This window comes from Bradyrhizobium sp. SZCCHNS1022 (assembly GCF_032484835.1).
Taxonomy (GTDB): Bacteria; Pseudomonadota; Alphaproteobacteria; order Rhizobiales; family Xanthobacteraceae; genus Bradyrhizobium.
Genome location: NZ_JAUETT010000009.1, coordinates 105974 through 119840, shown reverse-complemented (window position 1 = coordinate 119840; position 13867 = coordinate 105974). Strand labels below are relative to the sequence as shown.

12 protein-coding genes are annotated in these 13867 nt (G+C 64.8%); 1 reads left to right on the top strand and 11 read right to left on the bottom strand.

Annotated elements, in window-relative coordinates; all coding sequences use genetic code 11:
* Window positions 1–1210: 1210 nt before the first annotated feature.
* The 11 genes from QX071_RS33805 to QX071_RS33755 all read right to left on the bottom strand — a co-directional run bounded on the left by QX071_RS33805 (window position 1211) and on the right by QX071_RS33755 (window position 12623).
* Window positions 1211–1621 (bottom strand): hypothetical protein, encoded by a 411-nt coding sequence (locus QX071_RS33805; protein WP_315707373.1) that lies wholly within the window; start codon window positions 1619–1621, stop codon window positions 1211–1213.
* Window positions 1622–2288: 667 nt separating this feature from the next.
* A complete protein-coding gene (locus tag QX071_RS33800) occupies window positions 2289–3632 on the bottom strand; it encodes a methyl-accepting chemotaxis protein (RefSeq protein ID WP_315707372.1) in 1344 nt (447 codons plus the stop codon).
* Between the two features lie 135 nt (window positions 3633–3767).
* Window positions 3768–4256, bottom strand: coding sequence for a cytochrome c-type biogenesis protein (locus QX071_RS33795; RefSeq protein WP_315707371.1), 489 nt, complete (start codon window positions 4254–4256; stop codon window positions 3768–3770).
* 4 nt (window positions 4257–4260) lie between these two features.
* Complete coding sequence (locus QX071_RS33790) at window positions 4261–6243, bottom strand: heme lyase CcmF/NrfE family subunit (protein ID WP_315707370.1); 1983 nt, start codon at window positions 6241–6243, stop codon at window positions 4261–4263.
* Window positions 6240–6767 (bottom strand): cytochrome c maturation protein CcmE, encoded by a 528-nt coding sequence (gene ccmE, locus QX071_RS33785; protein ID WP_315707369.1) that lies wholly within the window; start codon window positions 6765–6767, stop codon window positions 6240–6242. The genes QX071_RS33790 and ccmE overlap by 4 nt, the downstream gene beginning before the upstream one ends.
* 31 nt (window positions 6768–6798) lie before the next feature.
* The gene (ccmI, locus tag QX071_RS33780) at window positions 6799–7932 is read right to left on the bottom strand and encodes a c-type cytochrome biogenesis protein CcmI (RefSeq protein ID WP_315707368.1); all 1134 of its coding nucleotides are present in this window, start codon (window positions 7930–7932) and stop codon (window positions 6799–6801) included.
* A 136-nt stretch (window positions 7933–8068) separates the two neighbouring features.
* Window positions 8069–8323, bottom strand: a complete 255-nt coding sequence (locus QX071_RS33775; RefSeq protein ID WP_315707367.1) for a hypothetical protein — start codon at window positions 8321–8323, stop codon at window positions 8069–8071.
* A gap of 127 nt (window positions 8324–8450) precedes the next feature.
* Window positions 8451–9872: a hypothetical protein gene (locus QX071_RS33770; protein ID WP_315707366.1), complete on the bottom strand. Its 1422-nt coding sequence runs from the start codon at window positions 9870–9872 to the stop codon at window positions 8451–8453.
* A gap of 115 nt (window positions 9873–9987) precedes the next feature.
* The gene (locus QX071_RS33765; protein WP_315707365.1) at window positions 9988–11364 is read right to left on the bottom strand and encodes a sensor histidine kinase; all 1377 of its coding nucleotides are present in this window, start codon (window positions 11362–11364) and stop codon (window positions 9988–9990) included.
* 64 nt (window positions 11365–11428) lie between these two features.
* Complete coding sequence (locus QX071_RS33760; RefSeq protein ID WP_315707364.1) at window positions 11429–12106, bottom strand: response regulator transcription factor; 678 nt, start codon at window positions 12104–12106, stop codon at window positions 11429–11431.
* A 364-nt stretch (window positions 12107–12470) separates the two neighbouring features.
* Entirely contained in the window at window positions 12471–12623 is a 153-nt protein-coding gene (locus QX071_RS33755; protein WP_315707363.1) for a hypothetical protein, read from the bottom strand.
* Between the two features lie 248 nt (window positions 12624–12871).
* On the opposite strand from QX071_RS33755, the gene QX071_RS33750 reads away from it, so the two are divergent.
* A complete protein-coding gene (locus tag QX071_RS33750) occupies window positions 12872–13861 on the top strand; it encodes a Ku protein (protein ID WP_315707362.1) in 990 nt (329 codons plus the stop codon).
* The last annotated feature ends 6 nt before the right edge of the window (window positions 13862–13867 follow it).

Below are 13867 nucleotides of genomic sequence, written 5' to 3'. Positions count from 1 at the left end.
ATCACGGCGGATTCCAACACTCAAGCATAAACTTAACGCCTATGGGGAAGGCCGGGAGCTCGCCGCCCCCATGGCCCCCGTGCGAATGAAATGCACGGGGCAGGAACCACAGGTTCGGCCTGAGACATCCCGGCCTTCCCTGCGCGATGGTGTTAACGCTTATACGTGCTCTCCCTGGGGACCGGCTCTCTTGCCCCCATGATCAGCGCGATGCGAAGCATCGTCGCCAACTTGACGCCAGCTCCGGGGCGCCAGGACCACACGATTTCACGTCCGCGTCCTGCCGTTCGTCCGCGAGCTTTTATTGCGCCTGATCTGAATCGGAAAACCGCTTCGCACTTTTCCGGATCATGCGCACCCGCTGCGGCCTGCCCGCGTCCATCGCATTCCGTTGCCAACGTCCGTGACGATCGCGATACGTCCCTCAGCGGAACGGAACGGGCGGAGGATAGGACTGATTTGGGGAAGGCGCCAAGCGATTTATGTTTTTCCGAAGGGCTTGACGAGGATGGAGAAGGCGGAGGTGGTTTGCCTGGCGGGCAAACGAGTTAGCGAGTTATTCTTGGCTTTGCCCTACCGAATTCCCGTACGTCCATTCAGATTTTATACTGCCGGCCTTTTCGGAATCCCTCCGATTCATTTTTGAATAGCGTTTGGTAGTCACCCGGTGGCTCTCGTATCTCGTCAAGGTCCAAGCCGAGGCTGTTATGTCTTATATTTTGGGATTGGATCCTGCTGAGACGATATTTCTGTATTATTGCGGCGTCTCGTTACGGTGTCCCCATCCAAGACGGTCGAAGCCTGCGGAGACAGCCAAGCCCTGCAGACGTTCCGGAGCTTTCGTGCTAAGTTCGCGCGGTGCTGCTCAATTGAGAGCGAATGACTGAGCATCGATGCAACGGGCGCTGAAGCGTGAACCGCATGTACAGCTGGGCAACTTTGCTGAACCAAGCCGGACTGCTACTCAACATGGTTGGCGCAGTGCTCGTATTTATATGGAGCCTTCCCCAACCCAATTCGGATAGCAAAGGCACAAGACGTCTTCAAGGAAGCACACTCTCGCCTGATGGACGGCCATATACACGAGTGTGGATCGAGGCGGCCCTAACCAAAATCACATATCGTAGAATTGCGATATGCGGCCTGTTCTTCATGTTTCTAGGTTTCGCGCTGCAGTTTGGTGCAACATTATAGCCTAACCGAATAGCGCTCACCTTAGCAGCGATGCGATGAAATCCGGTCGGATGTACACGAAGTAAATGAACCCACAGAATAGGAGCAGTAGTCCAAAGATCCCCCAGAGGTCCTTTGTTTCCTCGTTTTCCGATGGATTGAAGGCGCTCCAGAATATTAGCAGGCCGAATGCTCCCCAAGCGAGCCATCCGAAGATGTCGCCAAGGGTAAGACTTGCCAGTGGAATATTCAGGACCGAGCGAGGCGCGTTCGAATACACCGCTATGAGCAAAGCGACATAAGTGGCCGGGCGAGCAATATACGCCAATGGTCTGAAGAAATTCCGGTCTACCTCTTCGTTGCTGATTGCGGGGTCCTGCAGACGACGGCGCTGGAATGCGAGGTAGGCGAGCCACAATACACCTACCCCGATGGCCAGCACACCCATCGAGAGCTGTCGATCATTCAACATTGGCGGACCTTCAACTGCCAAGTCTCTGACTAAAATAAGAGAAGCCTATTGACGGGAATCACCTCACAAAATGCAACCCTCAAGTGCAGATCGATTGGTGTTTTCTCGGATCGGCTCGTAATGCATCGGCCAACTCTGGGGCTGTGCCGTTATTCGGTATTGTCAAGCTAATTGCCGGTGAAATTACGTGAAATTACGGTGACACTCCTGGACTGCACCCCTGAAGTGAGACACGATAATTTCAGTGACAGGCATTCCGAGGATGACCTGTGGCAGTACGAGGAAAGAACCGTCAGCCCGTAGGGCGGCTTAGCCGCAGGCGTAAGCCGTCGCGCAGCGTTGTCGCTCGACGATGGCGGATTACGCTGCGCTAATCCGCCCTACCTACTCGATTTGCCCGACGGGCATGTCGTATGAGAGTTGGCCCTGCCCTATCCGATACAGTCCGGCATTTAGCAGTCGTAGGGTGGGCAAAGCGAAGCGTGCCCACCACCCAGTTGCGAACTCCAAACGGTGGGCACGGCGCCTTCTGACACCGCGAATGGGACAGGCAGCGCTGCAATGCGCCTTTGCCCACCCTACGGCTCCTCGCAACGACTCATCCACGTGGGGATGACAGCGGAGTGCGGAGCGCGCGTCTCCCTCAGCTCGCCTTCACACTGACGATGAACGCATCGACCTCGCGCTTCAGCGTCTCGGCCTGTTGCGACAGTTCGACGGCGGCGTCGCGGGCGTCGCTCGCCATCTTGCCGGTTTCGGCCGAGGTCGAGGTGATCTGGGCGATGTGGTTGGAGACGTCGAGCGTGCCGCGCGCGGCCTCCTGGACGCTCTTGGAGATGTCCTGGGTGGCGTTGCGCTGCTGCGAGGTGTCGACCTCGATGCCGGACATGATGGCGCTGATCTCCGACAGCGTGGTGGAGATGCCGTCGATGGCGCCGCGGGTCTCGGCGGTGATGCCCTGGATGCTGGCGACATGCGCGGAGATCTCGTCGGTGGCCTTGCTGGTCTGGTCGGCGAGGTTCTTCACCTCGGAGGCGACCACCGAAAAGCCCTTGCCGGCCTCGCCCGCCCGCGCCGCCTCGATGGTGGCGTTGAGCGCCAAAAGGTTGGTCTGCGAGGCGATCGCCTGCACGAGCTGCACCACCGCGCCGATCTTCTCGGCGGCATCGGACAGCGAGTGGATCGTGTCCTTGCTCTTCTCGGCCTGGGCGGCGGCGCCTTCGGCGCGCTGGGTGGCGTCGGAGACGCGCCGGCTGATCGTGCCGATCGACTGCGTCATCTCCTCGGTCGAGCCCGCGACCGTCTGCACGCTGCGATTGGCGTGGCTGGCCGCAGCGGCCACCGCGTTGGCCTTGGTCGAGGTGTCGTTGGCGGCGCGCGACAGCGTCTCCGCGTTGCTCTTCAGCCTGATCGCCGAGGACGCGACGCTGCCGACGACACCAGCCACCATGTCGTTGAAGGTCTCGATGCGACCGCCGAGATAGCGCGAGCGCTCGCCCTGGCGCTGCGCCTCCTGCCGTTCGCGCTCGGCCAGGCGCTGCCGCTCCATGCCGTTGGTCTTGAACACTTCCAGCGCGCCCGCGAGCAGGCCGATCTCGTTGGAGAGGCCAAGGCCGGGAATGCGGGTGTCGAACTTCTGGTCGGCGACGTCACGCATCGCGCTCACCATCGCGGCGAGCGGGCGCAGGATGCCGTTCTGCACGGCCGCATAGGTCGCAAGGCACACGATGCTGGCGAACACGGCTATGACGGCGCAGGCGAGGAGAAAATAGGAGAAGGCCGATTGCGCCTGCTGATAGATCAGCATGGCGTGGTCGCGGGCCGGTCCGCTCAAGGCGGCGAAATCCGACGACAGGCTGGTGATGTGATTGTTGAGGTAGAGCACCGCGATGAAGCCGGTGCCGCCGCCGATCGCCAGCAGGAACAGAAGAGACGCCACGACGCCTCCCACCAGGACGCGGATCGTCAGATTGCTGTTCGAGAACATCGGCTTTGCTCAGTCACCACAGGGAAGGACTGCCAGCAAAGTTTCAGAGAAAGGTAAAATAAGCGGTAAGCTCCATCCCGTGGCGAATGCGGATGGACAGGCTGCAGCGCCGTTATATTTCCACGAAAATACCGTTCACGCCGCCGGCGGCGGCGACTCGGCCGACATCAGCGCGGCCAGCCGCGCCTCCTCCTCCGCGCTGAGCCCCGGTGCGGAGGCGCCTGCGCGCCGTCCCCGCCGCCTCACCTGCAGCCACAGCGCGAGGCCGCCACCCAGCAATACCAGCGGCGGCAGCAGCCAGAGCAGCAGCGTCTCCCGCTCGAAGCGCGGCTTCAAGAGGACGAACTGGCCGTAGCGGGCCACCAGGAAATCGATCACCTGGTTGTCGTTGTCGCCGGCGGCGATGCGCTCGCGCACCAGGAGCCTGAGGTCGCGCGCCAGCGGCGCCTCGGAATCGTCGATCGACTGGTTCTGGCAGACCATGCAGCGCAATTCGCGCGACAGGTTGCGCGCGCGCGCCTCCTTGGCCGGATCGGCCATGATCTCGTCCGGCTGCACGGCGTGCACCGCCGGCGATATCGCCAGGGCGAGCAACAGAACAGCTGCGCTGAGAAGTCGCCGCATCGCCCTACTCCGCCGGCTGAAGCCCGCGCAGGCCGCGCGCAGGCTGCGGAGCGCCGACGCGCAGGCGGCGGTCGGACAGCGACAACATGCCGCCGAACGCCATCAGCACCGGACCGAACCAGATCAGCGCCACCAGCGGCTTGTGATAGGCGCGCACGGCGATGCCGCCGTCGGGGGTGGCATCACCGAGCGAGAGATAGAGCTGGCTGACGCCGCGCGTCATCAGCGCGGCCTCGCTCGTCGACATCCCGCGCGTGGTGAAGCTGCGCTTGGACGGCGCCATCACGCCGATGGGCTTGCCATCGAGGCTCACCGTGAACTTGCTGACGACCTCGTTGTAGTTCGGCCCCTGCCGCTGCGACATGCCGTCGAATTTGAGCTCGTAGCCCGCCAGCCCCCGGACGTCGCCCGGGCGCAGCGTGCCGATGAATTCGCTGTTCCAGGTGGTCTCGCAGACCACGCCGATCAGCGCGACGCCGAGCCCGGCATGGGCGAAGGCGGTGCCCCACATCGCCCGCGGCAGGCCGCGCGCCCGATGCAGCGAGATCCTTGCCGGCAGCCGGAACAGGCCGAGGCGCTCGGCGAGATCGACCGCGGCGCCGGCGATGACGAAGATCGCAAGCCCGATCGCCAGCGGGGCCAGCGCACTGCCGCCGCGGGCCCAGGCCCAGGCGATGGCGACCGCAACCAGGGCCGCGATGCCGGCCGCCAGCAGGCGCTGGGCGGCGCCGACGAGGTCGCCGCGCTTCCAGGCCAGCATCGGCCCGAACGGGACGGCGACCAGAAGCGGCACGAACAAGGGACCGAAGGTGAGGTTGAAGAACGGCGCACCGACCGAGATCTTCTCGCCGGTGAGCACCTCCAGCGCGAGCGGATAGAGCGTGCCCACGAACACGGTGGCACAGGCCGTGGTCAGCAGCAGATTGTTGAGCACCAGCGCGCCCTCGCGCGAGATCGGCGCGAACAACCCGCCCTGCTTCAGCGACGACGCCCGTCCCGCGAACAGGGTCAGGCTGCCGCCGATGAAGACGCAGAGGATCAGCAGGATGAACACGCCGCGGGTCGGGTCGGTGGCGAAGGCATGCACCGAGGTCAACACGCCCGAGCGCACCAGGAAAGTGCCGAGCAGGGACAGCGAGAACGTCAGGATCGAGAGCAGGATGGTCCAGACCTTCAGCGCGTTGCGCTTTTCCATCACCAGCGCCGAATGCAACAGCGCGGTGCCGGCCAGCCAGGGCATCAGCGAGGCGTTCTCGACCGGATCCCAGAACCACCAGCCGCCCCAGCCGAGCTCGTAATAGGCCCAATAGGAGCCCATCGCGATGCCGAGGGTGAGGAAGATCCAGGCCAGCAAGGTCCAGGGCCGCACCCAGCGCGCCCAGGCGGCGTCGATCCGGCCCTCGAGCAAGGCGGCGATGGCGAAGGAGAACGAGATCGAGAAGCCGACATAGCCGAGATAGAGCATCGGCGGATGCACGGCGAGGCCGATGTCCTGCAGGATGGGATTGAGATCGCGGCCCTCGAGCGGCGGATTAGCCAGCCGCGCGAACGGGTTCGAAGTGGTCAGGATGAACAGATAGAAGGCGCTGGCGATCCAGGCCTGCACCGCGAGCGCCCGCGCCCGCAACGACAGTGGCAGATTGTTGCCGAAGGCTGCGACCAGGCCGCCGAACAGCGCCAGGATCGACACCCACAACAGCATCGAGCCCTCGTGGTTGCCCCAGACGCCGGTGATCTTGTAGATCAGCGGCTTCATCGAATGCGAGTTCTCGAACACGTTGGCGACGGAGAAGTCCGAGATCACGTGCAGCGTGACCAGCGCCACGAACGAGCCGCCGGCAAACACCAGCTGCGCCAGGGCGGCGGCGCGCGCGACGTTCATCAGCGCCGGATCGCGCAGGCGCGCCCCGATCAACGGCACGACGGATTGGATCAGGGCAAGGCCCAGCGCCAGCACCAGCGCATAATGTCCGCTCTCGGCGATCACTCCGTCGCTCCCGTCGCCGTGGCCGTCGCGCTGCGCTCGGCGCCGTCGCGCATCGAGACCGGGCCGGGCTTGGCCGGGCGCGGCTTGCCGTAATCGTCCTTCCAGTGCCCCTGCTTCTTCAAGGCGTCGGCGACCTCCTTGGGCATGTAGGTCTCGTCATGCTTGGCGAGCACGGTGTCGGCCTTGAACACGCCGCCGGCATCGAGCGCGCCTTCGGCGATCACGCCCTGCCCTTCGCGGAACAGGTCCGGCAGAATGCCTTTGTAGGAGACGGGGAGCTTGGCGCCGCCGTCGGCGACCTCGAAGGTTACCGCGAGGTCCTGACCGCGGACCAGCGAGCCCGGCTGCACCAGGCCGCCGAGCCGGAAACGCGTGCCGGGCGCGACATGCTTTTCCGCGACCATGGTCGGGGTCGAGAAGAACACGATGGAATCGCGCAGCGCGCTGAGCACCAGCGCCGCCGCAACCGCAAGCACGGCGAGCGCGCCGCCGATGATCGTCAACCGCCTTTGTTTCCGCGTCATCCCGTCATCCTGACCGCAGGGAGCCCCCTGCTCATCCATCCAACCCGAACGTCTTGGCGCCCTCGTTGAGCTGCCGCAAACGCGTCTCGTCGTTGGCGACCGCCTGGCGGGCATCCGACAATGCGCTCCTGGCCTTGTCGAGATCGCCCATCACCATATAGGCGCGCACCAGCCGCAACCATCCGTCAACGTCGTCCCCGTTCTGCTTCAAGCGGGTGGCGAGGCGATCCACCATGCCACGGATCATCGCCTCGCGATCGCCCTCTTTCATGTTCTTGGCCGCCGCCATGGCCTCGGCGGGCAGCGCCGGGGCCTCGACGCCCGCAGGAGGTTGGCCCGCCGGAGGCTGGCCGCCGCCGACGCGGCCGAGCGAGGCCGTCACCAAGGGGCGCCACGGCGCATCGGCCGGCGCCTTGGCGAGCATCGCCCGCCAGATCGCGGCGGCATCCGCCTTGCGCCCGTCCTGCTCGGCCGCAAGGCCCAGGAAATAATTCGCCTTCGGCTCGTCGGCGTCGAGCGCATGCGCCCGCTCGAGCTCGGTCTTGGCGTCGGCCGTGACCACTCCGCCGGCGGTCGCGATGAGAACTTCGCCGAGATCGGCCCGGAGCGCGGCCTTGTCGCCGCCGTAAGTGATGGCGTTGCGATAGGCGCGGATTGCGTCGTCAGAGCGGCCGAGTCGGGCCAGCACTGGGGCCAGCACGCTCCAGCCCCGCGCGTCGGTCGGGCTGGACTGCAGATGCTGCTCGACCTGCGCCACCAGCACCTCCAGCGGCTGGGAGCCGCCCGGCTGGCTGTTGCGGGCGGCCAGCGGAAAATCCGGCAGCTGCGGCGAGCCGAGCGGCAGATAGACCGCGAGCGCGACGATCGGCAGGCCGACCAGCGCCAGCACGGCGGCGGTGCGGCGCATGCCGACGCTCTTGCCGGCCGGCTGTGCCTCGTCCTGGTCTGCGGCCGCAAGCAGGCGGCGGCCGATCTCGACACGGGCCGCCTCCGCCTCGGTCTTGCCGATCAGCCCGGTGGACAGATCGCGCTCGATTTCCGCCAGCTGATCCTTGTAGACGGCAACCTCCTGCCCGGCGGCGCTGCGCGCGCCGAGCCCCAGGGGCAACAGGACGGCAAAGATCGCCGCGGCCGTCATCAGCGCGAACACGAACCAAGGGGTCATCGGGCAGAGTTCCAGGCGGCGCTCACCGGCAAGCGCCGTGCGCCGCTTTTAGCCAGCGCCGCTCCTTGCGGCAATTCACAATTGGCCGCTTGGTACCCCGGCAGACGGAGGCGAAAAACTCAGGATCACTACGTAGTTAGGCCACCTCGAACGCGCAGCTTTTGGCGACGACGTCGCCCCGCGAGTTCAGCGCCATCAGACAGTAGGTTCCCGGCCCGACCGACTCGGGGAGCCTCATGCGCACCGCCCCCACCGGCATCCGCGAGGTGATCGTGACGACGGGATCAGCCAGTTGCGCGCCGCTCGCGTCGATCAGCACGACCTTGGCCTTCACCATTAGGTTGCGATACGTAGCTGCAACAACTCGATTCTCGAGCTCGACGAAATTCAAGATGGAAATCATGGACGTAATCGAATGAACAAATGAAATGATATAATCGACCGTACGCGCGAAGCTGCGCGACGGTCAACCGGTAATTGTACCAGTCGATCTCGTACTAATTATCGTGGACGAATCCTTAACCGGCGCGTGAAGTCTTGCGCTCACCGCTCGCCGCATTCTCGGCGGCCCGGCTCATCAGCGCGGCATAATCCTGGCCGAACAGCACGCCGCAGAACTTGATCGCGGCGTTGACCTGCGACTGCCTGTAGGCCCGCGCCCTGGCATCGCCGCTGCGCAGCGATTGCACCAGCGCCTCAGTTGCCTTCTCGACATATTGCTGCAGGTCGGAATAGGTGCGCAGCGTCACCTCGTTGATCGCAAGCTCGCTGGCATAGGTGCGGCAGACCGCGACGAACTCGATCAGCGCGGCGACTTCCTCGACCTCGCTGCCATCCACGCCGGCGCCGGGCGGAATGTCCTTGTCGGCGCGCTGGCGCAGGATGCGCCGGACGCGGCCCGGGACACTGTCGATCTCGGACTGCAAGGCGTTGGAGATGTCGGCCCGGATCGCGGTCAGCTGCTTGCCCCAGGTCGATTCGCTGCGCAGATCGAGCTCGGTGCGCAGGCCGCGGACGCCGTCGTGCAAGGTCTTCAACGTGTCGCCGAGATTGGCGAAATGGCCGCGCCTGATATCGGCGCGCAGTCCCGCGGCGAGATTGGCCAGATCGTACAGCGCCATCGTGACGGCAACGCCATAGGGCGTGGCGGCGACCCGGATCTCGTCGTCGGAGGCGGCGATCTTGATCGCAAGGCGGATGATCTGCCACGGCGCGACCAGCCGCTGCGTCACCATCGACAGCGCGAAGGGAAGCATCTGCGGGGTCTGCAGCGAGGGCACGTTGATGGCGTCGGTCACTGAGGCGATCTGGGAATCGCCGAGGGCGCGGATCATGCCGGGCAGCCGGCCATTGAGGCCGTCGAGGGCTTCGCGGTTCTGCAGGACGAGCGCGATCGGCAACAGGTCCTCGATCACGGTCGGCGTCCCGATCCGGGCCAGCGCCCGCTGCCGGTCGCCGGTCGCGTTCGGCCCGACCAGCTTCATCAACGCCTCGGCAGCCGCGAGCTGCAGCTTCCGCGCGGCCATGTCGGCCTCGCGTGAATTCTCGCCGTGGGCGGAGATGGCGTCCTCGTAGTCACGGGTCTTGTCCGGCGCGCCTTCGCGCCCCAGCCACAGCCACACCGGCATCAGCGAGGACTTGCGGATCTGTCCGGGCCTGACGGCCCCGCTGGCTTCGGTCAGAAACGGCTCGATCGGCCGGAACAGGCGGCGCGGCGCATCGCCGCTCTCGCGCGGCTCAGCAGCCGGCGCCGGCTTGGCAGACGCGACATGAGCCTCGGTCCGAATCACCTTGCGCAACTGCTCGAGCACCAGTGTCGCGACCGCCACATCCTGGCCACGCTCGATCGCACGCTCGAATTCCCGCATCAGCAGCGCCTGCGCCTGCGGCGGCAGCTGCCCGAGATAGTCCCTTAAGCGTTCGTGAGCTGTCTGACCCATGCGCCGGCATGCATTTCAACGTAGGCGGCGCGCCAAACGCGTCCCCGTCCCGCTCAACATAGGGGGAGCGATGTTAAGAACCCCTTTAGGGTGGCAAATTTCGCCGGCCTCGGCCTCAGATCGCCGGCAGCTTCAACTCGGCCCGCAAGCCGCCGATCGGCGCGTCGGACAGGGTCAGACTCCCGCCATAGAGCGCCGCCAGATCGCTGACGATCGACAGCCCCAGCCCGGAGCCCGGCTTGGACTCGTCCAACCGCTGGCCGCGGCGCGAGACCTGGGCGCGCTCGGCCGCCGACAGCCCGCGCCCGTCATCGTCGACGACGATCCGCAGCATCGGAGCGGCCCCTGCTTGCGCGGGCGGCATGAGCGCGGCTTCGATCGAGACCCGCGAGGTCGCCCATTTGCAGGCATTGTCGACCAGGTTGCCGGCCATCTCTTCGAGGTCCTGCCGTTCGCCGCGAAACCTGGCCTGCGGATCGGCGGTCGCCTCCACCACGATGCCGCGCTCGCGATGGATCTTTTCCATGGTTCGCCTGAGTGCCTCGATCGTCGGCGCCACCTCGGTGACCGTGCCGACGATGGTGACGCGCGCCGCCAGCCGCGCCCGCTCGAGATGATGAGCGACCTGGTCGCGCATCACATCGGCCTGCTCCATCACCTTGGTCGCGAACGGATCGGCACGATGCACGGCGGCTTCGTTTACGATCACCGACAGCGGCGTCTTGATCGCATGGGCGAGATTGCCGACATGGGTGCGGGCACGCTCGACGATCTCCCGGTTGGCGTCCAGCAGCGCATTGGTCTCGCGCGCCAGCGGCGCGATCTCGACCGGAAACTCGCCCTCCAGCCGCTCCGCCCGCCCGGATCGGATGTCGGCAATGCCTTCCGAAATCCGCTTCAAGGGCGCGAGGCCATAACGGACCTGAAACAGCGTGGTGAGCAGCAGCACGATGCCGAGCGCGGTGAACGTGCCGCCGAGGTAATAGTCGAAGCTCCTGGTCTCGTCGAAGATCTCCGAGGCGTCGCCGGCGACGCTGACCAGGAACTTGCCGTCCGCGCCGAGATCGACCGGACGCTCGACCATGCGCAGCTCCTGGTTCTCGGGCCCTTCGACATAGCCGATCCGAATGCCGGCCGCGGACAGCTCGATGCCCTCGTCCTCCAGCTTCGGCAGTTTCTTGTCCCACAGCGAGCGCGAGGCGCGCACGTCCGGCTTGTCGCTATCCGTGCGCGTGATCTGCCAGTACCAGCCGGACAGCGGCAGCTCGAACAGCGGCTCGCCCAAGGACTGGAACTGGCGGTCCGGCGGGTCGTCGGGAGTCGCCACTTCCGCGATCAAGGTGCGGAGATAAAGGTTGAGACGGCGATCGAAGGCCCGTTCGGTGGCGTTGCGGTAGACCGACGACAGCACGATCCCGGTGATCGCGAGGATCACCACGAGCCACGCGGTCGCGGACAGGAACAGCCGGGTGGCGAGCGAACTTTGGCGCATGGCGGCAAATTAGCGGAAGGTCTCGTGTTCGGCCACCCGCGACGGCAGGCCGCTCGCGCCCGGCTCAGCTGCTCGGCGAGGATGGCGGCGGGGTCAGGAGATAGCCGAGACCGCGCACGGTCTGGATCACGTCGACGTCGAGCTTCTTTCTGATGCGGCCGACGAACACCTCGATCGTGTTTGAGTCGCGGTCGAAGTCCTGGTCGTAAAGATGTTCGACCAGCTCGCTGCGCGACACCACGCGGCCGACATGGTGCATCAGATATTGCAACAGGCGGTACTCGTGCGAGGTCATCTTGACCGGATTGCCGGAGACCGTGACCTTGTTGGTGCGGGTGTCGAGGGTCACCGGGCCGCAGGTCAGCTCGCTCTGGGCATGGCCGGCAGAGCGCCGCAACAGCGCGCGGATGCGCGCCAGCACCTCCTCCATATGAAACGGCTTGGCGACATAATCGTCGGCGCCCGCATCGAAGCCCTGGACCTTGTCGCTCCAGCGATCGCGCGCGGTGAGAATCAACACCGGCATCGAGCGACCGTTGCGACGCCAGGCCTCCAGCACCGAAATGCCGTCCATCTTGGGCAGGCCGATATCGAGCACGATGGCATCGTAGGGCTCGCTGTCGCCCAGATAGTGACCTTCTTCACCATCGAAGGCGCGATCGACCACGTAACCCGCATCGGTCAGCGCCGCCGTGAGCTGGCGATTGAGATCCGGGTCGTCCTCGACAACGAGCAGGCGCACGCTTGCCTCCAGAGGTGAACTGCACGATTTCGTGCCTTCAAGATGAGCCGGAACGCCGTGAACCGTCCATGAACGGAACCGTGTCGCCGACCTTACTTTTTGGTCATCAAAGCCGCAGCGCAGGTTCGGCCCGGCCAGCGTGCAAAGATATTGGAGGGTATAGACGTTGGATGAGGCATTGGGGAAGCCCGCACCCTGGGTGAGGTGCCGACGGCGCACTGCGCGACGGGGCTCAGATCGCAAGGGGCGAGGTTCCGGACGCCAACTTGCGCTCTATTGGGCTTGGGCTTGCACCCGCCCCGGCTGCCGGCTGGCGGATGCCACATGCGGCAGCGCCGGTAGCCCGACGCCGCCGCCTGCTCGCTCAGGTGTGGAAGAACACGAACCAGATCAGGCCGAGGATCAACAAAGCCAGTCCGGTCGAAATGGCCAGCATCGCGAAAACCGACGGACCAGGCTCGCCCTGCCGGGCCTCGGTTGGGGTTTCGACGATCTGCGACTGTCGTCTCGTGGCCATGACGCTCAGCTCCATGGTATCTGCAAGGTGTATCAGCAAAAGGCGATTTTCGTCGTTATGCCCGGTGCAACGTCCCATGCCAGATGACGTTCCGGGCCACGGCGGCCTGCGACGACCGGTTAACGCCGATGCAAAATTCGGCTTTCCGCCTTGCTTGAATCCGGGGGGCTCGGTGTTATCCTTTCGGACCGTCACTGCTGCGATCGGTCAAATCGTCGAGTTTGGAGTCACCCAGTTCGGAGTAGGTCATGGCCCCGCGCGCCAATTGGAAGGGTTTTCTGCGCCTGTCGCTCGTGACCTGTCCGGTCGCGCTATATCCGGCGACGTCGGAATCCGAAAAGGTCGCGTTCAACCAGATCAACCGTAAGACCGGCCACCGGATCAAATATTCCAAGGTCGACGCGGAGACCGGCGAAGAGGTCGCCAACGAGGACATCGTCAAGGGCTACAAGGTCGACACCGATACCTATATCGAGGTGACCAAGGACGAGCTCGAGGACGTCGCGCTGGAATCCACCCATACGATCGAGATCGACGAGTTCGTGCCACGCAGCGAGATCGACAATCGCTATCTGATCCGCCCCTATTACCTGGTCCCCGACGGCAAGGTCGGCCATGACGCCTTCGCCGTGATCCGCGAGACCATCAGCAGCATGAACAAGGTTGCAATCGGCCGCATCGTGCTGACCAACCGCGAACACATCATTGCGTTGGAGCCGCTCGGCAAAGGGCTGATGGGGACGCTGCTGCGCTACCCCTACGAGGTTCGCAATGAGCAGGACTATTTCGACGACATCCAGGATGTGAAGATCACCAAGGACATGCTCGATCTCGCCAAGCACATCGTCGAGCGGAAGTCGGCCGATTTCGAACCGGAGAAGTTCGAGGATCATTACGAGACGGCGCTGATCGACCTGATCAACAAGAAGCGCAGCGGTATGACGATCACGGCCAAGGCGGCGCCCAAGACCAGCGGCAATGTCATCAACCTGATGGATGCGCTCAAGCGCAGCCTCGCCGGCACAGACCAAGCGGCGGCGGTCGCAGCGCCCAAGGAAACGCCCGTTGCGAAGTCCAAGGCCAAGCGGACGAAGAAGCGGGTCGAAGGTCAGCGCGAGATGCTGCTGCCGATCAGCGGCAAGAAGGCCAAGGAAACAGAGAAGCAGGCCGAGAAGCAGGAGACGAAAAAGTCCGAAAAACCGGTCCGCAGCACGACGCGAACCAGGAAGGCCAGCTGAGGTCCC